We start from the raw sequence: 22,930 nt of genomic DNA, 5'->3' as shown, positions 1-22,930 counted from the left end.
CGCGGCGACGCCGGTCCGGACGTGCGCGCCCACGTGGCCGAACGGCTGCTGTGGCGCGACGAGATCGACGAGGCGAGCCGGCTCATGCCGGCCAATGGGGACCTGCGCCTGGCGGCCCGGATCGCCGTGGCGCGGCTGGCCCGCGGGGCGGACCCGGCGGCTGTCACGGCGGTCGTGCGCTGGCTCCAGCACGACCTGGCCCAGACCAGCGCCGCCCACGCCGTCTGGCCGGAGGAGGTGACCAGGTTCCTCCGGGCGCTGGCCGGCGCGGGCGCGCAGGCCGACGTGCGCTTCCTGGCCGCGCTCTATCTGGAGCGGTCCCGCGCGCCGCTGGCGCACGAGGGGACTGAGACGCGCGCCGACTGGGCGGCTCTGGCGTCTGACGCCTTCCGCATCGCCGGCGACTTCGACGCGGCCGACGCCGCCGGCCGCGAGGGCCTGCAGGTCATCGATCCGCTGATCGCCAAATGGACCCGCCGGATCGAGGCTGGCTATCCCGACGCCGAAAGCCACCTGCATTTCCTGCGTGTCGCGCCGGCGCGGGCCCTGTATCGGGCCGGACGGGTGGACGAGGCGCTGGCGACCGGCCGCATCCGGGCCATGGACCGCTGGCGCGACGCGAACGAGACCGGGGTGGAGACGCCCGACATCGGCTGGGTGATCGCCGAGCAGGACCTGGCCGGCCTGGACGAAATCAAGGCGGCGCTGATCGCGGCCGGGGACCGGGCGGGCGCGGGCGAGCTCTACGAGGCGCTCACCGCCGCGCGGGACGGCTTCGACGAACCCGAGGTGTTCCGCGAGCGGGAGCTGGGCCTGTTCGCCGCCGCCGCCGGACGGGGCGAAGCCATGCGCGCCCACTTCGCTCGGGCCGCCGCCGCCCTGGACGCCGAAACGGATCCCGAGGCGGCCGCGCTCGCCGCCCTGGAGCTGGCCTGCGACTGGCGTCGCGGCGAAGTCATGTCGGAGGTCTGAGCCTTGACGTTGCGCTTGGGGGCGAGGCGGGAAGGCCGCGTCGGAGGCCCTGGGTCTGACTGAGGTCGGCTACTTCTTCGATCGCTCAGCTTCGGCGATCACGTCATAGAGTTCCTGGATGTTAATCAGGCGGTACTCGTCGGGCGCCCGTTCGCCACAGGCGAAGGCCTGGATCAATTCGCCGACGCTGCCCGGCGAGTTCGTCTGCCAGTCGAGCTTCAACGGATCGACACGGATCAACGAGCCGTCCGGCCGGTAGGTCCCCATGGTCAGCAGCCGCTGGGTGTTGGCCCGGCAATCCAACTCGGCCGTCGTGATCATATGCCCGAAGGCTTCCACGCCCTCAGGCACGTAGGCGCCCGGACGATTGACGTGGACGACGCGCACCCTGACCACGCCGTCGCTGGTCCGCTCGAGCGCGTCCAGATCCAGCGCCGTGAGGCGGTTCTTGTTCATGGTGACGAACTGCCAATCCTCGGCTAGGGCCGGACCGGCGAACAGGGCGCAAGCCAGGGCGAAGCTGAGAACGACGGATCTCATGGCGGACTCCGGAAGGTCGCGTGAGTATGACCGGTACCGGCGTTCTCGCAACGGCGCCGCTTACGCCGCCGCTCCCGTCTTCGCCCCCATCGGCCGCAGGCCGAGGTCGGCGAACAGACGGCTGTCCTCGTCCATGTCCGGCAGCGGCGTGGTCAGCAGCTTGCCGCCGACGAAGATCGAATTGGCCCCGGCCAGGAAGCACAGGGCCTGCAGTTCGCGGGTCATGCCCTCGCGGCCGGCCGACAGGCGCACCATGGCCTTGGGGCAGACCAGGCGGGCGACCGCCACCGTTCGCACGAACTCGATCGGGTCGATCTCGCCCTCGCGCTTGGCCTTGGCGCCCAGCGGGGTGTTGGCGATCGGCACCAGGGCGTTGACCGGCAGACTGTCCGGATGGGCCGGCAGGGTGGCCAGCGAATGCAGCAGGCCGGCGCGGTCGCGGCGCTTTTCGCCCATGCCGACGATGCCGCCGCAGCAGGTCGACATGCCCGCCTCGCGCACCGCCGACAGGGTGTCCAGCCGGTCCTGATAGGTGCGGGTGGTGACCACCTCGGCGTAGTACTCCGGGCCGGTGTCCAGGTTGTGGTTGTAGTAGTCGAGGCCGGCCGCCTTCAGGGTCTTGGCCTGGTCGGGCGTGCACATGCCCAGCGTCGCGCAGGTCTCCATGCCCAGCGCCTTCACGCCGGAGATCATGGCTTCCAGCTTCGGCAGGTCGCGGTCCTTCACCTCGCGCCAGGCCGCGCCCATGCAGAAGCGCTGGGCGCCGCCCTCGCGGGCGCGCCTGGCCGCGGCGATCACCGCCTCGGGCTCCATCAGCTTGGTCGCCTTCAGGCCGGTGTCGAACGACGCAGACTGGCTGCAATAGCCGCAGTTCTCGGCGCAGCCGCCGGTCTTCACCGACAGCAGCTGCGACAGCTGCACCTCGTTCGGGTCGAACCAGCGCCGGTGCACGCTCGCCGCCTGGAACACCAGCTCCATGAACGGCAGGTCGAACAGCGCCTCCACCTCGGCGAGCGTCCAGTCGTGGCGGGGCAGGGCGGTGTCGCGGGCGGTCATCGGCTGAGCTCCTAAAGCGCAGGCTGTCGTACTGTTAAGCTGACACGCCGACGTTCGGGCGCTTTGATGGCCGCCGAGGCTTCGCGACACAAGGGGGAAGCAATGTCCGCGTCGTTCCGGGCCGTCCTGCTGGCGGCGGCCGTGCTCACCACCAGCGCCGCGGCCCGACCGCCTGAAACCGAGCCGGTGCGCTACCAGGTGACGCCGGTGATGCAGGGCGCGGACCTGCAGGCCCTGGAGATCGAAATTCGGTTCCGCGGCGACGCGGACGGGGAGACGCGCCTGGAATTGCCGAATGAGTGGGGCGGGGAGACGGAGCTGTGGCGGCGGCTGACAGGCCTCACCGTCACGGGCGCGAGCGTGGCCGAAGACGGCCCCCAGGCCCGCATCCTGAAGCACGCGCCGGGTGCGCCGCTGACCGTGCGCTATCGCGTGTCCTCCGGGGCCGCCGCCGATCCCCGCGCGCCCTACCGGCCGATCGTCCGCCCGGGCTGGTTCAGCGTGCTCGGCGAAACGGTGTTCGTCGTTCCGGCCGACAGCGCCGGCCGCTCGGCCAGCTTCAGGTGGGGGAGGCTGCCGCGCGGCTGGACCGCTGCGTCCGACGCCGAACACGGCGCCATGGGGCGGCCGCTGTCGGTCGACGACGTGGTGGAGAGCGTGTCGCTCGGCGGCGCCGACGTCACGGTGCAGGCGCGCGACATTCCCGGTGGGCGTCTGCGGGTGGCGGCGCGGGGGAGCCGGCTGTTCACCGACGCCGAGCTCGCCGACCTGGCCGCCCGGGTCATCGGCGCGGACCGGAGCTTCTGGAACGACACGGCCGAGCCCTTCTTCGTGGCCATGACGCCGCTGGAGGACGCAGCCCAGGGCAGCGTCTACCGGGGCACCGGACGCACCGACGGCTTCGCGCTGTACGGGACCGCCAACGTCGATCTGGCCGCCTATCGCTATCTGCTGGCCCACGAGCACAGCCACACCTGGGTGCCGCGGGCCCTCGGGCGCATGCCCGAGGGCGCGCAGGAGCCGTCGGCCTACTGGTTCAGCGAGGGCTTCACCGACTTCCAGTCCTACCGGAGCCTGCTGCGGTCGGGCGTGTGGTCGCCGGAGGAGTTCGTGGCGCGCCTGAACGAGACGCTCGCCGCCTATGCGGCCTCGCCCGTGCGCACGGCGCCGAACACGCGCGTCGTGGCCGACTTCTGGACCGACTACGCGGTGGAGAAGCTGCCCTACCAGCGGGGCATGCTGCTGGCCTGGACCTGGGACCGGCGCTTGCGCGAGGCCAGCGGCGGGCGCCTCGACATGGACGACGTGCTTCTGCGCATGCGCGACGGCGCGCGCGCTGACGGCGCCGGCGCCACGTTCGCGCCCGATCGGTTCTTCGCCACCTACAGAGAGATGTCCGGGGTCGACCTCTCGGCCGACTATGCGCGGTACGTGACGGACGGCGCGGCGGTGCTGCTGCCGGCCGACCTGTTCGGGGCCTGCGCCGAGATCCGCACCGAGACCTTCCCGGCCTTCGACCGCGGCTTCGACGCGGAGAAGACGGCGGCGGCCGGCAACGTCATCACCGGCCTCAGGGCCGACAGCCCCGCCTACGCCGCGGGCCTGCGCGAGGGCATGAAGCTGGTGAAACGGGAGGGCGGACAGCCTGGCGACTCCCGCGTGGAGTACGTGCTGCGGGTGTCCGACGGTGCCGGCGAGCGGCTGATCCGCTTCCAGCCGGTCGGAAAGGGCGAGGTCACCCGCCAGACGGTGGTGCTGGCCCCCGGCCTCGACGAGGCCGCCCGCGCGGCCTGCGCGCGGACCATGTCGGGAGCCTGAAACCCAAGCCCTGCACGGGTTGTCGCAGCGGCGCCGCGTCACAGACCTTTGGAATACGATCGTCGGTATCGTCCCGGCATGACGTTGTTCCGGGGGCGTTTCGACGCCAAGCGCATCCTTCTCGCCGCCGTCGGCGGCTTCGCCCTGACGGCGGGTTCGGCTCAGGCCGTTCCGCCGCAGCCGACCCATTACACGGTCACGCCCGAAACGGTGGACGGGACCCTGCGCGACCTCGCGGTCGAGGTGAAGCTGCAGGGCGACGCCGACGGCGAGACCAAGATCGCCATGCCCAACGAGTGGTCCGGCGCGCACGAGCTGTACAAGGCCGTGCACGACCTGCGGGCCGAGGGCGCGACCCTGACCATGAACGGCCCGGCCGAGGTCGTGCTGCGCCACGCGCCCAACGCGCCGGTGGTGCTGCGCTACCGCGTGGTCCAGGACTTCGCCGGCGATCCGGCGGTGAGCCCCAACGGCCCGCCGTTCCGCGCGATCACCCGGCCGAAGTGGTTCTCCAGCGTCGGCTGGACCCTGTTCGGCGAGGTGAAGGGTCGGGTCAACGACCCGGTCAGCTTCTCCTGGGGCGCGGCGCCGGCCGGCTGGGCCCAGGCGTCGGACCTCGACCACGCCGCCCCGAACGGCCGGCGCATGATCGACCTGCTGGACAGCGTGCTGGTCGGCGGCGAGGGCCTGCAGGTGACCGAGCGCCAGGTGGCCGGCGGCCGTCTGCGCGTGGTCATCCCGAGCGGCCAATGGCGCTTCACGGAAGCCAACATGGCCGACCTGGCCGGCAAGATCGCCGAGGCCTCGTCGCAATTCTGGGGTGACAAGGGCGAGGACTTCTTCGTCGCCCTGACCCCGCTGAACGCGCCGGGCGGCTCGACCGTGCAGTACGGCCTGGGCCTGGGCGACTCCTTCGCCCTGTGGGCCACGCCGAACGTCGAACTGACGACGCTGAAGCACATCCTGGCGCACGAGCACCAGCACACCTGGTTCCCGGCCCGCTTCGGCGGCGTGCGCGGGGGGGAGGAAGAGCCGCTGGACTACTGGTTCAGCGAGGGCTTCACCGACTTCTACACCCTGCGCCTGCTGCTGCGGGCCGGCGTGTACAGCCCCGAAGAGTTCGTCACCGACTTCAACCGCATCCTGCGCAACTATTCGGCCTCGCCAGCGCTGGGCGCGACCAACGCCCAGATCGCCAAGGCCTACTGGACCGACCGGGCCATGGCCGACCAGCCCTATCAGCGCGGCCTGCTGCTGGCCGCGACCTGGGACCATCGCCTGCGCCAGGCGACCGGCGGGCAGAAGGGCTTGGACGACGTGGTGCGCGCCATGCGCGGCCGTGAGGGCGGCGCCATCGCCCGCCTGGAGGCGGCCTATCCGGCGCTCGGCGGCGGCTCGCTGATGAAGGACGTCGGCAACTACGTCGACAACGGCGGGCGGGTGCTGCTGCCGGCCGACCTGTTCGGCGACTGCGCCCAGGTCCGCACCGTCCAGTCGCCGGTGTTCGACCGCGGCTTCGACACCGCCAAGACCAGCGCCCGCTTCGGCGTCGTCGACGGCGTCGATCCGGCCGGCCCGGCCTACGCCGCGGGCCTGCGCAACGGCATGCGCATCCTCAAGCGCGAGGGCGGGCAGAACGGCGACTCGCGGGTCGACCTGATCTACCGGGTCAGCGACGCCCAGGGCGAGCGGGTGATCCGCTACAAGCCCGAGGGCCGCCAGACCATGACCCTGCAGGAGATCGAGCTGGCTCCGAACATGACGCCCGAGAAGCGGGCCGCCTGCGCCGCCTCCATGGCCGGCTATGTCGGCCCGGCGCTGCAGAGCGGCACGCGCACCACCCGCGCCGGCGCTTAAAGCCGAGCGGCAGTGAACGACTGAAGGCCCTCTCCGCCCGGCGGGGAGGGCCTTCGCATGTCTGCAACCCGGCGCGCGTCGGCGCGCTTGATGGCGGATGTACGGTCCCAGCCGCCCGCCCTGCGATCGCGGCGTCGTCCAGGCGGCGCCCCCGCCGTCCGCGACGGAAGCGGCCCTGTCGCCGGGGCGCAAGCGCCTGGTGCTGGGCGCCTCGGTGCTGGGGTCGAGCCTGGCCTTCATCGACAGCTCGGTGGTGGGCGTGGCCCTGCCGCAGATCCAGCGGGACCTGGCGGCCGGCGCGGCCGGCGCCCAGTGGATCGTCAACGCCTACCTGCTGGTGCTGGGCGCCTTCGTGCTGATCGGCGGCGCGGCCGGCGACCGGTTCGGGCGGAGGCGGGTGTTCCTGGTCGGCATCGGGATTTTCGCCGCGGCCTCGGCCGCCTGCGGCCTGGCGCCGAGCTCGGGCCTACTGATCGCCGCGCGCGCGTTGCAGGGCTTCGGCGCGGCCCTGCTCACGCCCGCGAGCCTCGCCTTGCTGGGCGCGGCCTTCCCCGAGAACGAGCGGGGGCGGGCGTTCGGGGCCTGGGCCGGGTTCGCCTCGCTCACCTCGGCGCTGGGGCCGCCGCTGGGCGGCTGGCTGACCGACGCGATCTCGTGGCGGGCGGTGTTCCTGATCAACCTGCCGGTCGCCGCCGTCGCGGTCCTGCTGACCCTGCGCTTCGTGCCGGAGAGCCGCGATCCGGAGGCCGGGCGGCTGGACCTGCTGGGCGCGGGCCTGGCGGCCGGCGGGCTGGGCGCCCTGACCTGGGGCCTGACGGCCGCGCCGGACCGGGGCTTCGGCGATCCCGTGGTGCTCGCCGCCCTGGCCGGCGGCGTCCTCCTGTTCGCCGGCTTCCTGCTGGCGCAGGCGCGCGAGCGCCAGCCGATGATGCCGCTGTCGCTCTATCGCTCGCGCGCCTTCTCGGCGACCAACCTTTTGACCTTGCTGCTCTACTTCGCGCTGGGCGGGGCGCTGTTCTTCCTGCCCTACGACCTGATCAGGAGCTCCGGCTACAGCGCCACCCAGGCCGGCGCGGCCCTGCTGCCGTTCTCGGCGGTGATGGGCGTGTTCTCGCCGCTGGCCGGGCGGCTGGGCGACCGCATCGGCCCCAGGCTGCAGCTGACGGTCGGGCCGATCGTGGCCGGCGCGGGTCTGTTCCTGATCGGCCTGGTCGAGCCCGGCGCGCCCTACCTGACCCGCCTATTGCCCGCGCTTCTGGTCATGGCGGTGGGCGTGACCACGGCGGTCGCGCCGCTGACCGCCACGGTGATGGGGGCGGTCGAGCCGCGCCACGCCGGCCTGGCCTCGGGGGTGAACAACGCGGTGGCCCGGGTCGCGGGCCTGCTGGCCGTCGCCGTGCTGGGCATCGTGCTGTCGGTGAGCTTCACCCGCGCGGTGGCCGTCCGCGGCGGCGATCCCGCGAAGGCGCGCGCCGAGCTGTCGGCGGTGATGGCCGGCCAGGCGCAGGGCGCGTCAGGCTCGATGGACGAGTTCCACGCCGCCATCCGCACGGTCATGTTCGTCGCCGGCGGCTGCGCGGCGGCCGGTGGCATGGTCGCCTTCGTGGCGCTGGCCGGCGTTCGCCGCCCTCAAAGAGCGGCGTAGAAGGCGTCGATCAGGCGAACCGCGCGCGGGTCGCCGATCAGGTGCGGCGACTGCTTGTTCATGACGTAGCCGCCCGACACCCGCGTCTCCGGATCGGCGAAGGCGCACGACCCGCCCCAGCCGGAGTGGCCGACGCTCAGCTCGCCCGGGCCGTAGATCTTGATCGCCTTGTTGCGCAGGAAGCCGGCCGCCCAGGACAGCTTGTAGGGCAGCACCTTGTCCTGCCCGAAGATGCGCTCCTTGATGGCGTGAGCCAGGGTGGGGGGCGACAGCACCTGGCGGCCGTCGATGCGCCCGCCGTTGGCGATCACGCTCATGAAGCGGGCCAGGGCCGGGGCCGTGGCGTGGCCGTTGGCCGAGGGGATCTCGATCTTGCGCCACTCGGCCGTGCCCTTGCCGCCCGGTGAGGAGCCCTTGTCGAGGAAGGCGGCGGTCTTGATCGGGTCCAGTTCGCCCAGGCTGGGCGCGGCCGGCGGCTTCTGCATGTCGGCGCAGCGGGCGTGCTCGCTCTCCGGCAGGCCGATCCACAGGTCCAGCCCGCAGGGCACGGCGAAGTCTTCGCGCAGCGCCTGGCCCACGCTGCGCCCGTCGGCGCGGCGGAAGATCTCGCCGGCGATGTAGCCGATGGTCACCGGGTGATAGCCGGAGGCCGTGCCCGGCTCCCACATCGGGGCCTGGGCGCACAGCTCGCGCAGCACCGCCTCGCGGTCGAACCAGATCGACGGGTCCTGGCTGCGGGCGAAACCGGGCAGGCCGGCCTGGTGCGACATCACCTGGGCGACGGTCAGGCGGTCCTTGCCGGCCTGGCCGAACTCCGGCCACAGCTCGGCGACGCGCTGCTCGTAGTCGAGCTTACCCTGCTCCACCAGGGTGGCGATCATCAGGGCGGTGACCGCCTTGGTGGTCGAGAACACCGGCGTCAGGGTGTCGGGCCCGAAGGCTTTCGTCTTCGGCCGGTCGGCGTAGCCGCCCCACAGGTCGATCACGACCTGGCCGTCGATGGCCACGGCGAAGCGGGCGCCGAGCTCGGCGCCTTCAGTGAAGTTGGCGGCGAAGGCGTCCTTCACCCGCGCGAAGCGGTCCGGACAGGTCCCGTGGATTTCGGTCATGGGGGAGGGGCCCGACTTTACGAGAGGGTCTCTATTCGCACGCTTGCGGTCGGTCGCGCCAGCCGCTCGCCCAACGCCACGATCGGCAGCTCGAAGGCCTTCCAGGCGACGCAGGCCTCGGCCGTTTCGGCCACGCCCTGCACGGCGCGATAGAGCGCGTCGTGTGGGGCCAGCCCCTCGACCATCGCCGCGCCGAACAGGGCGGTCATGAGGTCGCCGGTGCCGCGGGGGATGTCCGGAAGGCGCGCGTGCGAGGCCAGCAGGGACGCGCCGCGATCGACGTAGAGCACCCCGATCTGGTCGTCGTCCTCGACCGGCACGGAAGTGACCAGCACCGGCTTGTCCAGGGTGCGCGCGATCTGGGCGATGTCGCGCGGATAGTCGGCCTCCAGGCCCGTCAGCTGCGACAGCTCCCACACGTTGGGGGTCAGGATGTCGGCGCGCGGGACCAGATCGAGCGCGATGGCCTGGGCGACCTCCTCCTTCACGTAGAGGCCCTTGTCGGCGTCGCCCATGATGGGGTCGACGATCACCGTCAGGCGGGAGCCGTAGGCGCGCGGGTCGCGGGTCGCCTCGCGGGCCCGGTCGATGGCCTCGGCGGCGATCCAGACCTGTTCGGCCGAGGCGAAGTAGCCGGTGATCAGCACGTCGGTCAGGGCCAGCAGCCCGTTGGACTCCACGCCTTCGACCACGCCGCGGAAGGTCTGGGCCCCGACCGCCCCGCCGCCGGGCGGTCCCCAGCCGGGGTGACGGCCGAACAGCACGGTCGGCGCGACCACGGGGTCGACCTTGAACGGCGCGAGCGCCAGCGCCTGGGCCATGCCGCCGACCCGGCTGCCGGCCACGTAGCTGGAGAGGATGAGCGCGAGGGGCATGGCCGACAGCTAAGCCGTAAGAACCGCGCGCGCCACCCCGTGTTCGCTCAGGCGACGGAATCCAGCGTCATGGTCGCCTGCCGGGTGGTCGGCGCGCCGCGGCCGCGCGGATCCGGGCCGTGGCCGTTCGGGCCGACGGTGCCGGGGAGCAGGCTGAACACCAGCATCACCGCGCTGAGGCCCGGGATCAGGCTGACAAGGACCCAGAAGCCGGAGTTGTCGCTGTCGTGCAGCCGCCGGATGATCAGCGCCAGGCGCGGGATGAACAGGGCCAGGTAGGTCACGACGGCGGCCAGCACCGCCACCGTGAAGGCGACCGGCGGTTCTTCGCCCTTCTCCGTCGGGTTCATGATCGTCACGGTCACCAGGACGGCCACGAAGGCCATGGCCAGGATCATGATGAACAGCTGGAACAGCCAGAATTCCGTGCGGCAGGCCCGCCCCTGGAAATCGGCGTAGCGCCGTAGCGGCTTAAACATCAAGGACATGCGCCCCTCCCCCGAGCAGCTCGACGTCTTCGCTAGCACGCGCGCACCGCTCGTCCAACGTCTGCACCGGATGCGAGAAAGGGCGCGGAGGTCTCCCCCCGCGCCCTTCGAAGCTCGCTCCGGCGCCGCTTAGTAGCGGTAGTGGTCCGGCTTGAACGGGCCTTCCGGCGTCACGCCGATGTAGTCGGCCTGGTCCTTGGACATCTTGGTCAGCTTCACGCCCAGCTTGTCGAGGTGCAGGGCCGCGACCTTCTCGTCCAGCTTCTTGGGCAGGGTGTAGACCTGGTTGTCGTAGGCCTTGATGTTGGTCCACAGCTCGATCTGGGCCAGCGTCTGGTTGGTGAAGCTGGCCGACATGACGAACGAGGGGTGGCCGGTGGCGTTGCCCAGGTTCACCAGGCGGCCTTCCGACAGCAGGATGATCTTCTTGCCGTCCGGGAACTCCACGTGGTGGACCTGCGGCTTGATCTCGTCCCACTTGAAGTTGCGCAGGCCGGCGACCTGAATTTCAGAGTCGAAGTGGCCGATGTTGCAGACGATGGCGTTGTTCTTCATCCGCCGCATGTGGTCGACGGTGATGACGTCCTTGTTGCCGGTGGCGGTGACGAAGATGTCGGCGTGCTCGGCCGCGTCGTCCAGGGTCTGGACCGAATAGCCTTCCATCGCCGCCTGCAGGGCGCAGATCGGGTCGATCTCGGTGACGATCACGCGCGCGCCGCCGTTGCGCAGCGAGGCGGCCGAGCCCTTGCCCACGTCGCCGTAGCCGCAGACCACGGCCACCTTGCCGGCCAGCATCACGTCGGTGCCGCGGCGGATGGCGTCCACCAGGCTCTCGCGGCAGCCGTACAGGTTGTCGAACTTCGACTTGGTGACGCTGTCGTTCACGTTGATCGCCGGGTACGGCAGCTCGCCCTTGGCGGCCAGCTGGTACAGGCGGTGCACGCCGGTCGTGGTCTCTTCCGACACGCCCTGGATGGCGGCGCGGATGGCCGAATAGAAGCCCGGCTTCTCGGCCAGGTAGCGTTTCATCACGGCGAAGAGGGCTTCCTCCTCGTCGTTCTGCGGGTTGTTCAGGATCGACGGATCCTTCTCGGCCTTCGGGCCCAGAACGGTCAGCAGGGTGGCGTCGCCGCCGTCGTCCAGGATCAGGTTCGGGTAGCCGCCGTCGTGCCACTCGAAGATCTTGTGGGCGTATTCCCAGTACTCGTAGAGCGTCTCGCCCTTGATCGCGAACACCGGGGTGCCGGCGGCGGCGATGGCGGCGGCGGCGTGGTCCTGGGTCGAGAAGATGTTGCACGAGGCCCAGCGCACTTCGGCGCCCAGCGCTTCCAGCGTCTGGATCAGCACCGCCGTCTGGATGGTCATGTGCAGCGAGCCGGCGATGCGCGCGCCCTTCAGCGGCTGCGCCTTGCCGTACTCGGCGCGCACCGCCATCAGGCCGGGCATCTCGGTCTCGGCGATCTCGATCTCCTTGCGACCCCAGTCGGCGAGCGAGATGTCCTTCACGATGTAGTCGGTCACGGCGGTCTCCGGCGCAGTACGGTCCATCACGGCGAAATCGGTCATCCCGGCCTCCGGCGCAAAAACGGTGTCCGGGGTCTATAGCCGCCGTCGCCGAGCCGGGCAATCGGGATATAAAGATATCTTTATATGATTTCGCCGGCCGCGGGCGCGAACGGCCGCGGTTGGTTTGTCGTCAAACCGTCTTTCGCATTTCGCCGGCCGCGCTAGTCTCCCGCAAAACAATACGTCGAGGGGGAGTCCCATGAAGTTGTCCGCCCGCGCGGCCTGCGCCGCCGCGATCGCCGCTGTCCTGTCCGTCGGCCTCGCCGGCGCCGCCGGCGCCGCCAGCGCCGCCGACCAGCTGACCATCGTCCAGGCCGGCAAGCTGCTTGACCGTCCGGGCCAGGCGCCGCGCACCAACGCCTCGGTGCTGATCCGCAACGGCAAGATCGAGGCCGTGCGCGACGGCTTCGTCGGCCCCGAGGCTTTCGGCGCCGACGCCGCCTCGGTGAAGGTCGTCGACCTGAAGGACCGCTTCGTCCTGCCGGGCCTGATCGACAGCCACGTGCACCTGACCTCCGACCGCGCCGGGGTCGAGGGCCAGCTGGCCGGCATGACCGACTCGGTCGCCGACTTCGCCTACGAGGCCGAGTGGAACGGCCAGAAGACGCTCGCCGCCGGCTTCACCACGGTGCGCAACCTCGGCGACGAGGACGGCGTGACCCTGGCGTTGCGCGACGCGATCGCCGCCGGCCGCATCACCGGGCCGCGCATCGTCGACGCGGGCACCCCGATCTCGACCACCTCGGGCCACATGGACGGCCGCCTCGGCTTCAAGGACGACTTCTACGAGGCCATCCCGCACGACAACGTCTGCGACGGCCCGGAGAGCTGCCGCGAGGCGGTGCGCAAGCAGATCGGCCGCGGCGCCGACGTCATCAAGATCGCCACCACCGGCGGCGTGAACAGCCGCGTCGGCGCGGGCCTGGGCGCCCAGATGTTCGACGACGAGGCCAAGACCCTGATCGAGACCGCGCACCTGTACGGCAAGAAGGTCGCCGTGCACGCCCACGGCGCGGACGGCATCAAGCTGGCGCTCCGCTACGGCGCGGACTCCATCGAGCACGGCACGCTGATGGACGAGGAGAGCGTGAAGCTGTTCCTCAAGACGGGCGCCTACTACGTCCCGACCCTGTCGACCGTGAACGGCTATCTGGAACGCCTGGCCAAGGACCCGAACGCCTACGAGCCGGCCGTGAAGGCCAAGATCGAATGGCGCATCGGCATCACCGGCAAGGCGCTGACCCTGGCCCACGACCGCGGCGTGAAGATCGCTTTCGGCACCGACGCCGGCGTGTCCAAGCACGGCCGCAACGCCGACGAGTTCGAACTGCTGGTCAAGTACGGCCTGACCTCGTCGGAGGCCATCCAGGCCGCCACCACCAACGCCGCCGACCTGCTGGGCCTGTCCTCCGAGATCGGCTCGCTGGAGCCGGGCAAGCGCGCCGACCTCATCGCGGTGGCCGGCGACCCGCTGGCCGACGTGAAGGTGCTGAAGTCGGTCGGCTTCGTGATGAAGGACGGCAAGGTGTTCAAGGACGCGCGGTAAGCGCGTCCGCTTCCACGGATCGTCACCCTCGGGCTTGTCCCGAGGGCCCATCCTTCAGCTGTACGAAGGTTGATGGGGAGGTCGCGACGGCGCCGTCGCGACCTCCTTTTCAGTTTGGAAGAAGCGGACAAATGGGCCCTCGGGACAAGCCCGAGGGTGACGATGTGGTTGGCCGCGCTGGGCTAAGCCGCCGGTCGCCCCGTCGCCGGCGCCGCTTCCGCCGCCCCCTCCGCCTCGATCGCCGCCGCCGCCAGCTTGCGCTCGCGCACCTTGCGCCAGGCCCCGTAGGCGAACACGCCCGCGCCCAGCCAGATGAAGCCGAAGGACACGGCCCGCAGCGGGGTGAAGTGCTCGCCCTGGCTGACGCCGATGCAGAAGCTGATGGTCGGGGCCAGGAACTGCAGGAAGCCCATGGTCGACAGCGGCATGCGCCGCGCCGCCCAGCTGAACAGCACCAGCGGGAACACGGTCATCGGCCCCGCAAGCGACAGCCAGAAGGCGGCCGAGGCGCTCTGGGTGAAGTGGCCCTGGCCCGAGCCCTCCAGCCAGGCGAGATACAGCGCGCCGGGCAGGGTCAGGATCAGGCACTCGACGAACAGCCCGGTCTGCGCCTCGGCCGCCACCTTCTTGCGGATCACGCCGTAGGCGGCGAACGAGATCGCCAGCGTTAGCGACACCCACGGCAGGTGGCCCAGCGCCACGCCCTGGAACACCACGCCGACCGCCGCCAGGCCGATGGCGGCCTTGCCGAACCGATCGATCCGTTCCCGGAACATCCACGCGCCCAGCGCCATGTTGAGCAGCGGGTTGAGGTAGTAGCCGAGGCTGGTCTCCAGCGTGCGGCCGGAGTTCACCGCCCACACGAACAGGGTCCAGTTGATGGCGATCAGCACGGTGGAGACGGCCAGCAGGCCGACCACGCGCGGGGTCTTCAGCACCCGGACGACCTGCGGGCCCTGCTTGGCCAGCACGACCAGCAGGCCGGCCCACAGCACCGACCAGACGGCGCGGTGGCCCATGATCTCCCAGGCGTCGGCGCCGGCCCGGCCCATCGGCTGATAGACCAGCGGCGCCAGCCCCCAGAGGGCGTAGCAGGCGACGCCGGCGACCAGCGCCGTGCGCGCCTGCGCGTGCTCGTCGCTCACGCCATGGCCCGGTTGAGCAGGCCGCGCTCGTGGGCGAGCTCGGCGATCTGGATCGCGTTCAGCGCCGCGCCCTTGCGCAGGTTGTCGGCGACGACCCAGAGGTTCAGGCCGTTCTCGATGGTCGGATCCTTGCGGATACGGCTGACGTAGACCGGGAACTCGCCCTGGGCTTCCTTCGGCGTGACGTAGCCGCCGTCCTCGCGCTTATCGATCACCACCACGCCCGGCGCGGCGCGCAGGATGTCGCGCGCTTCGTCTTCGTCCAGCGGCTTGGCGAACTCGAGGTTCACCGCCTCGGAGTGACCGACGAACACCGGCACGCGCACGCAGGTGGCGGTCACCTGGATCGCCGGATCGAGGATCTTCTGGGTCTCGACCGCCATCTTCCACTCTTCCTTGGTGGAGCCGTCGTCCATGAAGACGTCGATGTGCGGGATGACGTTGAAGGCGATCTGCTTGGTGAACTTCTTGGGCGGCGGGGCGCCCAGGACGAACACGCCCTTGGTCTGGTCCCACAGCTCGTCCATGCCGGCTTTGCCCGCGCCCGACACCGACTGGTAGGTCGACACCACCACCCGCTTGATCGGGGCGACGTCGTGCAGCGGCTTCAGCGCCACCACCAGCTGGGCGGTCGAGCAGTTCGGGTTGGCGATGATGTTCTTGCGGTAGCTGTCCTCGATCGCGTCCGGGTTCACCTCCGGCACGATCAGCGGCACGTCCGGGTCCATGCGGAAGGCCGAGGAGTTGTCGATCACCAGCGGGCCCTGGGCGCCGATCTTTTCAGACCAGGCGCGGCTGACGTCGCCGCCGGCGCTCATCAGGACCAGGTCGACGTTCGAGAAGTCGAACTGCTCGATGTCCTGGCATTTCAGGATCTTCTCGCCGAACGAGACCTCGACGCCGAGCGAGCGGCGCGAGGCCACGGCGTGGATTTCGGAGACCGGGAATTCCAGCTCCTCGAGGATGTTCATCATTTCCCGGCCGACATTGCCGGTGGCGCCCACGACGGCGACCCGATAGCCCATGGAAGGCTCCTGAATAGGCGAGAGAGCCGCGGGGAGGTGCGGCCGAGGTCCCATTTAGGCCTACGCGTGTCGCGCGAAAAGCGGGTCAGGGGCTCGGGCGGTAGAAATTGTCCCTCGGGGCCCTTCGCCATCGAGTGGAGACGGGCTGGTCTTGCCTCAGTCGGGGCTCGCCCCGGGAACGTCACTGAGGTCCACCACCCAAGATGCTTGCCCCGGAACCAAATTGGCCGCTGGTCGATCGAAAGCTTTCGGCGGAGGTAGCGAAGGGCCGGAGTACGGAACGACCATTTCGATGAAGCGAAGGTCGCTGCCGTTTGTCAAAAGGATAAAAACGCCCGAGAAGTCGCAGCCATCTCTCGCGCAGAGGCTCTGAATGCACATGATCGTCTGCTGCGTGGGCATGAACATTGTGTCGTTCACGTAGAGCAGAAGAAAGACCCGTTTGGCCAGTGAGGGGCCATACTTGATCTGCTTCTTCTTAATCACCCGCAGGTAGATCCAGCGGGCATACGTGTACATGTTAAATTTTCCAGTTCTCCTCATCGCCCGACCGAACTCCTGATCGAGCGGCGTTAGCTCGGCGAGTTCGAGATAATCCGCAGCCGGACATTCGATCGCAAAATCGAGGTCGCTCGTGTCCTTCTGAGTGATCTTGCTGATCGATGCTCCGGGGCCGAGCGGCAGTTGCGAGTTGAAGGCGTCGACGAAGATGTCCGCGAAGAATTTCTCGAGAGCCTCTTTGCCGGTCGGAAGGTCGACGGGGATGAGCGTTGCTGTCTCGATCCCGTTCTCATCGCTTACGATCTTCGTGCCGCCGATCTCCCCGGTCGTCCGTTTGGGTTGGGCACGACCCTTCCGTTCTCCGTCCATACTCCCCTCCCGCCACTGGCCGCCCGGTACTAGCAGGAGCGGCTGGCGGCGAGAACGTCGTTGCGCGAGGTGCTGTGCGGTTAGCCCGTGACCGAGCTGCTCTCGGGTTTCAGCTCAACCGAGCTGCTTCGCGGTTCTCCACGATGCGGAGGAGTTGGCTAGCGAAGAGAATGACCGCAATGGGCTCAGCCGGGCTGTCGAAGTTCACCACACGATGCGAGTGCGGGTTCTTCAACGCGCCTAGCGCGCCGGCGAACAGGTCCATCATTCCCTGCCGCTCTCCAGCCTCGGCTTGTTCATCCCGAAGGGGGCCGTCTTCAGGATTGAAGGCGCGCCGGGCCATCCGCACACCAGGGGCGTCGGGGTCGCCTCCGCTAGCGGTTCGAACGGCGATTTCCACTTGGCGCATTGCTTGAAATACGGCTGTTGGATAGTCGCCACGCACGAACGAGAGCCAAACCTGCTCGCGAATGGAGGGGTGCAATAGCTCTCGGGGCAGAAGGCTCGCCGAGCGGTAAGCCGAGAAATCAATCTCGTCCTTCATTTCACGCGCGCGCCTGGAGAGGACAAGCCATCCGTTGTGGTTGCCCGGTTCCGGCACAAGCAATGCTTGGCCTTGTAGCCAGGCGATCGCTTCCGCCAACGCGACCTGAACGTCGCGCACACGTCCGTCGTACGGGCTCGGCGATCCGGCTTGATCCGCAAGCTCGAGTGTCAGGTTGCCAGCGTGCAGGCTTCGATCCTGCCGCCGCTTCATTAGGAAGAGCACCTTGCCGGCCAACTCTTCGGCAGGAAGGGCGAGCAGGACGTCGGCGTCTGGGATCTCTCGTCTAAGCTCGTACATCTGCTTTCGTCGCGCGACCGGGCTTCCGGCACCGTCGGCGATTCCCGCAGATCGATCTATGGCTGTATGGAAGTGTCCGTTTCGGGCGCGCTCGCACGCGCCGCGCGAAAAGCGGGTCAGGGCCTCGGGCGGTAGAAATAGTCGTAGCGCGGGCTCCAGGTGACCCCGCCGTCGCGCGAGAGGTCGGACCACTGGCGCAGGCCGCCGTCGGGCAGGGGCTGCAGGCGCATGACGATCAGCAGGTCGCTCTGGCCGGCGCGGGGCTGGCTCGTATGCAGCTCCATCGCCTCGCCGGTCCAGCGGCCGGCGAACATCCGCACCGCGCCGGTCGAGCCCGCGCCGAACTGCCGCCACTGGCCGGCGGGCTTGTCCCAGGCGTTGAGGCTGCCGCCGACGAACCCGTCCGGGCTCTTGAACTCCTCGCGCACGGCGCAGCCTTCCCAGGCGCGCTCGACCACGCTTTCGCCGGCGACGGCGCCGGTCTTGGCGTCGACCACGGTCCAGCGGCCGATCCAGAAGTCGAGCTGCCGGTGCTCGGGCGTGGAGCAGGCGGGGGAGGCGGAGACCGTGGCGGCGAGGAGCAGGGCGTGCAGCATGGCGGAACGCTGGCGTGGTGTGACTTCGCCGACAAGGCCGATGCGGCGAAGCTCGCCGCCCGCGCGCCCGATCCGGCGATCGGCCTTGACGAAGGCGCGGCCGGGCGACAGGAGGCGCGCATGACCCTCGCCAAGATCTGCGGCCTGTCCACGCCGGAAGCCGTGCGCGCCGCCGTGGACGGACGCGCCGCGCACCTCGGCTTCGTGTTCTTCCCGAAGAGCCCGCGCAACCTCGCGCCGGAGGTGGCCGCCCGCCTGGTCGAGCCGGTGCGCCAGCGCGGCGGCGTGAAGGTCGTCGCCGTCATGGTCGATCCCTCCGACGCCGAGGTCGACGCGGTGGCCCGCACCCTGCGTCCCGACCTGATCCAGCTGCACGGGGCCGAGAAGCCGCCGCGGGTGCGCGAGATCGCGGCCCGGTCCGGGGCGGGGATCATCAAGGCCGTGTCCGTTTCCGACAGCTCGGACGTCGAGGCGGCGCGCGCCTGGCAGCCGGTGGTCGAGCACCTGATGTTCGACGCCAAGCCGCCCAAGGACTCCGACCTGCCGGGCGGGGTGGGCGCGCGGTTCGACTGGACCATCCTGTCGGGCCGCCGGTTCGACCGGCCCTGGTTCCTGGCCGGCGGGCTGGATCCCTGGAACGTCGCTGACGCCGTGTCCGCCTCGGGCGCGCCCATGGTGGACGTTTCCTCTGGCGTGGAACGAGGGCCGGGCTTAAAAGACCCAGCTCTGATCAAGGCTTTCCTCGAAGCCGTGGGTCGGATCTGAGCTTCGCTCGGGCGGGGGCGCCCAGGACGAGAGACCGCGTGAACGCATCGCTTTCCAACGCCTACGCCTGGCCGGACGCTGACGGCCGGTTCGGCGACTACGGCGGCCGTTACGTCGCCGAAACCCTGATGCCGCTGGTGCTGGAGCTGGACCGCGCCTACGCCGCGGCCAAGGCCGACCCGGCGTTCCAGGCCGAACTGGGCGGCTTCCTGACCCACTATGTGGGCCGGCCGAGCCCGCTGTACTTCGCCGAGCGCCTGACCGAGCACTTCGGCGGGGCAAAGATCTATTTCAAGCGCGACGAGCTCAATCACACCGGCGCGCACAAGATCAACAACTGCATGGGCCAGATCCTGCTGGCCCGGCGCATGGGCAAGACCCGTATCATCGCCGAGACCGGCGCCGGCCAGCACGGGGTGGCGACCGCCACCGTCTGCGCCCGCTTCGGCCTGCCCTGCGTGGTCTACATGGGCGCCACCGACGTCGAGCGGCAGAAGCCCAACGTCTTCCGCATGCGCCTGCTCGGCGCGGAAGTGATCCCCGTCACCTCGGGCACCGGCACCCTCAAGGACGCCATGAACGAGGCCATGCGTGACTGGGTGACCAACGTCGCGGACACCTTCTACATCATCGGCACGGCCGCCGGCCCGCACCCCTATCCGGCCATGGTCCGCGACTTCCAGACGGTGATCGGCCGCGAGGTGAAGCAGCAGATCATGGAAGCCGAGGGGCGCCTGCCCGACGCCGTGGTCGCCTGCATCGGCGGCGGCTCCAACGCCATCGGCCTGTTCCACCCGTTCATCGAGGACGAGGGCGTGCGCCTGATCGGGGTCGAGGCCGCCGGCCACGGCATCGAGACCGGCGCCCACGCCGCCTCGCTGAAGGGCGGCCGCCCGGGCGTGCTGCACGGCAACAAGACCTACCTGCTGCAGGACGCCGACGGCCAGATCATCGACGCGCACTCGATCTCGGCCGGCCTGGACTATCCGGGCATCGGGCCGGAGCACGCGCACCTGAACGACATCGGCCGGGCCGAGTACGTGTCGGCCACCGACACCGAGGCGCTGGAAGCCTTCCAGCTGTGCGCTTCGCTCGAGGGTATCATTCCGGCGCTCGAGCCGTCGCACGCCATCGCCCGCGTCGGCGAGGTCGCCCGCGAGATCGGCAAGGACGGCGTGGTGGTGCTGATGATGTCCGGCCGCGGCGACAAGGACATCTTCACCGTGGCCGACGCGCTGGGGACCAAGCTTTGACCAAGACGCGCCTGGACACGCGCTTCGCCGCCCTGAAGGCGGAGGGCCGCGCCGCCTTCGTCGCCTACGTCATGGCCGGCGACCCCGACGCGGACACGTCGTTCGAGATCATGCAGGGCCTGGTCGGGGCCGGCGCCGACGTGATCGAGCTGGGCTTCCCGTTCTCCGATCCGATGGCCGAGGGCCCGCCGATCCAGAAGGCGTCGCTGCGCGCGCTGAAGGCCGGCATGACGCTGGCCGGAACGCTGGCGCTGGTTCGCCGTTTCCGTGACGGGGACGCCGAGACGCCGCTGGTGCTCATGGGCTACCTGAACCCGCTCTTCTCCTACGGCTACGCCCGGTTCGCGCGGGACGCGGCCGAGGCCGGCGTGGACGGCCTGATCGTGGTCGACTGTCCGCCGGAAGAGGCCGATCCGCTCGCCGACGAACTGGACGCGGCCGGCATTTCCCTGATCCGCCTGGCCACCCCGACCACCGACGACAAGCGTCTGCCGGTCGTGGTTCGCCGGACCTCGGGCTTCGTGTACTATGTGTCCGTCGCCGGGGTGACCGGCGTGCGCGAGGCCGACGCCTCGGCCGTGGCGCCCGCGGTGGAGCGGGTGCGTGCGGCGTCGGGCTTGCCGGTTGCGGTGGGCTTCGGCATCAAGACGCCCGAACGCGCCGCCGAAGTGGCGCGGGTGGCCGACGCCGCGGTGGTCGGCTCGGCGCTGGTGGACGAGATCGCTCTGGCGCTGGCGGCGAACGAAGCCGCGACGCCGAAAGTTGTGGAAAGGGCCGCTGAATTGGCTAAGGCTGTGCGGTCTGCGCGTGTCAGTAAGGCGGGGGCCTGACGAATGGTGATGGCCGAGAAATTCGACGACAAGGGCGGCGAACGCGGGACCAAGGCTGGCGAGCGCCGTGAGCGCGGCGGCTGGCTGGCCAAGATCGCGCCCGGCGTCCGCAAGGCTTTCGCCAAGCGCGACACGCCCGAGAACCTCTGGGTCAAGTGCCCGGACACGGGCGAGATGATCTACCGCCCGGACCTGGAGGCGGCCCAGTGGGTCACCCCGTCCGGCCGGCACATGCGGATCGGCTCGGAAGCCCGGTTCCGCTACACCTTCGACGGCGCCGAGTGGGAAAAGCTGCCCACCCCGCCGGTTCCGGAAGATCCGCTGAAGTTCTTCGACGGCCGCCCCTACCGTGAGCGGCTGGCCGCCGCCCGCAAGGCGACCGGCGCCCAGGACGCCATGGCCATCGGCTATGGGACCGTCAAAGGCGTGAAGACCGTCGTGCTGGTCCAGGACTTCGCCTTCATGGGCGGTTCGCTGGGCATGGCCGCGGGCGAGGGCTTCATCGCCGCCGCCCAGGCCGCGGTCGAGCGCAACTGCCCGCTGGTGGTCTACACCGCCGCCGGCGGCGCGCGCATGCAGGAAGGCGCCCTGTCGCTGATGCAGATGGCCCGCACCACCCTGGCCATCCAGGAGCTGAAGCGCGCCCAGCTGCCTTACGTCGTGGTCCTGACCGACCCGACCACCGGCGGCGTCACCGCCTCCTACGCCATGCTGGGCGACGTGCAGTTCGCCGAGCCGGGCGCCCTGATCGGCTTCGCCGGCCCGCGCGTGATCGAGCAGACCATCCGCGAAAAGCTGCCGCCGGGCTTCCAGCGTTCGGAGTACCTGGTCGAGAAGGGCATGGTCGACCGCGTCGTCCACCGCCACGAAATGCGCGACGTGCTGGGCGCGGTGCTGAGCATGCTGCTGGGCGGCAAGCGCCGGGCGGCTTGATTTTCTCCTCCCCTGCGAAGCGGGGGAGGGGGACCACACGAAGTGTGGTGGAGGGGGCGAGCCGGTGCGCGCCCCCTTTCGTTTGACTACATCTCGCTAAACTCGAACGGGTCGGGGCGGCGGTTCGCCCCCTCCACCGCCTTCGGCGGTCCCCCTCCCCCGTTCCGCTGCGCTCCACAGGGGAGGAGACCCATGACCGACCGCCTCCTGCCCCACGACGCCGCGCTGGAGCGGCTGAAGGCGCTGCATCCGAAGAAGATCGACCTGTCGCTGGGGCGCATGCAGCGCCTTTGCAGCGCGCTGGGTGATCCGGAGCGCAAGCTGCCGCCGGTGGTCCACGTGGCCGGCACCAACGGCAAGGGCTCGACGGTCGCCTTCATCCGCGCCATCGCCGAGGCCGCCGGCCTGAAGGTCCACGTCTACACCTCGCCCCACCTGGTCCGCTTCGCCGAGCGCATCCGCGTGGCCGGCCGGCTGATCGGCGACGACGAACTGGCCGGCGTGCTGGACCGGGTCGAGCAGGCCAACGCCGGCGAACCGATCACCTTCTTCGAGGTGACGACGGCCGCGGCCTTCGTGGCCTTCGCCGACACCCCGGCCGACCTGTGCATCCTGGAGGTCGGGCTGGGCGGCAAGCTCGACGCCACCAACGTCATCGGCGCCCCGGCCGTCAGCGTCATCGCCCCCGTCGACCTCGACCACCGCGAATTCCTGGGCGGCACCATCGAGGAGGTCGCCGCCGAGAAGGCAGGCATTCTCAAGCGCGGCGGGGCGGCCGTGATCGGTCGCCAGTCCGAGGCCGCCTTCGCGGTGATCGAAGCCCAGGCGGAGCGGATCGGCGCGCCCCTGACCGTGCTGGGCCGCGACTTCGACGCGTACCCTGAGCGCGGCGGCCTGGTGTTCCAGGGCGCCGACCGGCTGCTGGACCTGCCGACGCCGTCGCTGCCGGGCGCGCATCAGATCGACAACGCCGGCGCGGCCGTCGCCGCCGCCGTGCTGCTGAACCACCCCAGGATCGACGAGGCCGCGATCGCGCGCGGCCTGACCGCCGCCGTGTGGCCGGCCCGGTTCCAGAAGCTGACCGCCGGCCCGCTGGCCGAGCGCGCGCAGGCGGCCGGAGCGGAGCTCTATCTCGACGGCGGCCACAACCCGCACGCGGCCCGCGCGGTCGCCGACGCGCTGGCGGCCCTGACCCGC

At 70.4% G+C, this 22,930-nt stretch carries 21 protein-coding genes; 10 read left to right on the top strand and 11 right to left on the bottom strand.

Going from position 1 to position 22,930, the window contains the following annotated elements; all coding sequences use genetic code 11:
• Window positions 1-972, top strand: a 972-nt coding sequence (locus tag G3573_RS09525; RefSeq protein WP_163260853.1) for a hypothetical protein, incomplete at its 5' end; no start/stop codon positions are given.
• A gap of 69 nt (window positions 973-1,041) precedes the next feature.
• On the opposite strand, the gene G3573_RS09520 is transcribed toward G3573_RS09525, so the two are convergent.
• A complete protein-coding gene (locus G3573_RS09520; protein WP_163260852.1) occupies window positions 1,042-1,512 on the bottom strand; it encodes a surface-adhesin E family protein in 471 nt (156 codons plus the stop codon).
• 60 nt (window positions 1,513-1,572) lie between these two features.
• Window positions 1,573-2,568, bottom strand: coding sequence for a biotin synthase BioB (gene bioB, locus G3573_RS09515; protein ID WP_163260851.1), 996 nt, complete (start codon window positions 2,566-2,568; stop codon window positions 1,573-1,575).
• Window positions 2,569-2,670: 102 nt separating this feature from the next.
• On the opposite strand from bioB, the gene G3573_RS09510 reads away from it, so the two are divergent.
• The 3 genes from G3573_RS09510 to G3573_RS09500 all read left to right on the top strand — a co-directional run bounded on the left by G3573_RS09510 (window position 2,671) and on the right by G3573_RS09500 (window position 7,888).
• Window positions 2,671-4,386, top strand: a complete 1,716-nt coding sequence (locus G3573_RS09510; RefSeq protein ID WP_163260850.1) for a M61 family metallopeptidase — start codon at window positions 2,671-2,673, stop codon at window positions 4,384-4,386.
• A gap of 78 nt (window positions 4,387-4,464) precedes the next feature.
• Window positions 4,465-6,243 carry a hypothetical protein gene (locus tag G3573_RS09505; RefSeq protein ID WP_163260849.1) on the top strand — a complete coding sequence of 593 codons (1,779 nt, stop codon included), beginning with the start codon at window positions 4,465-4,467 and terminating at the stop codon, window positions 6,241-6,243.
• 97 nt (window positions 6,244-6,340) lie between these two features.
• Window positions 6,341-7,888 carry a DHA2 family efflux MFS transporter permease subunit gene (locus G3573_RS09500; protein ID WP_163260848.1) on the top strand — a complete coding sequence of 516 codons (1,548 nt, stop codon included), beginning with the start codon at window positions 6,341-6,343 and terminating at the stop codon, window positions 7,886-7,888.
• Here the strand turns inward: G3573_RS09500 and G3573_RS09495 are convergent.
• The 4 genes from G3573_RS09495 to ahcY form a co-directional block, all read right to left on the bottom strand.
• Window positions 7,873-8,997: a serine hydrolase domain-containing protein gene (locus tag G3573_RS09495; RefSeq protein WP_163260847.1), complete on the bottom strand. Its 1,125-nt coding sequence runs from the start codon at window positions 8,995-8,997 to the stop codon at window positions 7,873-7,875. The two genes, G3573_RS09500 and G3573_RS09495, sit on opposite strands and share 16 nt — an antisense overlap.
• Window positions 8,998-9,014: 17 nt before the next feature.
• The gene (locus tag G3573_RS09490) at window positions 9,015-9,872 is read right to left on the bottom strand and encodes a bifunctional hydroxymethylpyrimidine kinase/phosphomethylpyrimidine kinase (protein WP_163260846.1); all 858 of its coding nucleotides are present in this window, start codon (window positions 9,870-9,872) and stop codon (window positions 9,015-9,017) included.
• A gap of 47 nt (window positions 9,873-9,919) precedes the next feature.
• A complete protein-coding gene (locus G3573_RS09485) occupies window positions 9,920-10,360 on the bottom strand; it encodes a DUF805 domain-containing protein (protein WP_163260845.1) in 441 nt (146 codons plus the stop codon).
• 129 nt (window positions 10,361-10,489) lie between these two features.
• Window positions 10,490-11,881, bottom strand: a complete 1,392-nt coding sequence (gene ahcY / locus G3573_RS09480; protein WP_163260855.1) for an adenosylhomocysteinase — start codon at window positions 11,879-11,881, stop codon at window positions 10,490-10,492.
• A 244-nt stretch (window positions 11,882-12,125) separates the two neighbouring features.
• Between ahcY and G3573_RS09475 the strand changes: the two genes are divergently transcribed.
• Complete coding sequence (locus tag G3573_RS09475; RefSeq protein ID WP_163260844.1) at window positions 12,126-13,472, top strand: amidohydrolase family protein; 1,347 nt, start codon at window positions 12,126-12,128, stop codon at window positions 13,470-13,472.
• Between the two features lie 182 nt (window positions 13,473-13,654).
• Here G3573_RS09475 and rarD read toward each other — a convergent pair whose 3' ends face one another.
• From rarD to G3573_RS09450, 5 genes are all read right to left on the bottom strand, one after another.
• Window positions 13,655-14,617 (bottom strand): EamA family transporter RarD, encoded by a 963-nt coding sequence (rarD, locus tag G3573_RS09470; RefSeq protein ID WP_163260843.1) that lies wholly within the window; start codon window positions 14,615-14,617, stop codon window positions 13,655-13,657.
• Window positions 14,614-15,642 carry an aspartate-semialdehyde dehydrogenase gene (locus G3573_RS09465; protein WP_163260842.1) on the bottom strand — a complete coding sequence of 343 codons (1,029 nt, stop codon included), beginning with the start codon at window positions 15,640-15,642 and terminating at the stop codon, window positions 14,614-14,616. Before G3573_RS09465 ends, rarD begins: the two co-directional genes overlap by 4 nt.
• A 156-nt stretch (window positions 15,643-15,798) precedes the next feature.
• On the bottom strand, window positions 15,799-16,512 hold the full coding sequence (locus G3573_RS09460) for a hypothetical protein (RefSeq protein WP_163260841.1): 714 nt from the start codon (window positions 16,510-16,512) through the stop codon (window positions 15,799-15,801).
• A gap of 109 nt (window positions 16,513-16,621) precedes the next feature.
• A complete protein-coding gene (locus G3573_RS09455; protein ID WP_163260840.1) occupies window positions 16,622-17,356 on the bottom strand; it encodes a TIGR02391 family protein in 735 nt (244 codons plus the stop codon).
• 116 nt (window positions 17,357-17,472) lie between these two features.
• Window positions 17,473-17,952, bottom strand: coding sequence for a hypothetical protein (locus tag G3573_RS09450; protein WP_163260839.1), 480 nt, complete (start codon window positions 17,950-17,952; stop codon window positions 17,473-17,475).
• 120 nt (window positions 17,953-18,072) lie between these two features.
• Here G3573_RS09450 and G3573_RS09445 point away from each other — a divergent pair, with 120 nt between their 5' ends.
• The 5 genes from G3573_RS09445 to G3573_RS09425 all read left to right on the top strand — a co-directional run.
• Window positions 18,073-18,717: a phosphoribosylanthranilate isomerase gene (locus tag G3573_RS09445; RefSeq protein ID WP_163260854.1), complete on the top strand. Its 645-nt coding sequence runs from the start codon at window positions 18,073-18,075 to the stop codon at window positions 18,715-18,717.
• 38 nt (window positions 18,718-18,755) lie between these two features.
• Window positions 18,756-19,970, top strand: a complete 1,215-nt coding sequence (trpB, locus tag G3573_RS09440) for a tryptophan synthase subunit beta (protein WP_163260838.1) — start codon at window positions 18,756-18,758, stop codon at window positions 19,968-19,970.
• Window positions 19,967-20,800 carry a tryptophan synthase subunit alpha gene (gene trpA, locus G3573_RS09435; protein ID WP_163260837.1) on the top strand — a complete coding sequence of 278 codons (834 nt, stop codon included), beginning with the start codon at window positions 19,967-19,969 and terminating at the stop codon, window positions 20,798-20,800. Before trpB ends, trpA begins: the two co-directional genes overlap by 4 nt.
• Window positions 20,801-20,803: 3 nt before the next feature.
• The gene (accD, locus tag G3573_RS09430; protein ID WP_163260836.1) at window positions 20,804-21,733 is read left to right on the top strand and encodes an acetyl-CoA carboxylase, carboxyltransferase subunit beta; all 930 of its coding nucleotides are present in this window, start codon (window positions 20,804-20,806) and stop codon (window positions 21,731-21,733) included.
• Between the two features lie 192 nt (window positions 21,734-21,925).
• On the top strand, window positions 21,926-22,930 hold a 1,005-nt coding region (locus tag G3573_RS09425; protein ID WP_163260835.1), incomplete at its 3' end, for a folylpolyglutamate synthase/dihydrofolate synthase family protein.

Origin of the sequence: Caulobacter sp. 17J65-9 (assembly GCF_010975005.1) — a bacterium.
Taxonomy (GTDB): domain Bacteria; phylum Pseudomonadota; class Alphaproteobacteria; order Caulobacterales; family Caulobacteraceae; genus 17J80-11.
The sequence above is the reverse complement of the archived record's forward strand: the minus strand, read 5'-3'. Positions and strand labels throughout refer to the sequence as shown.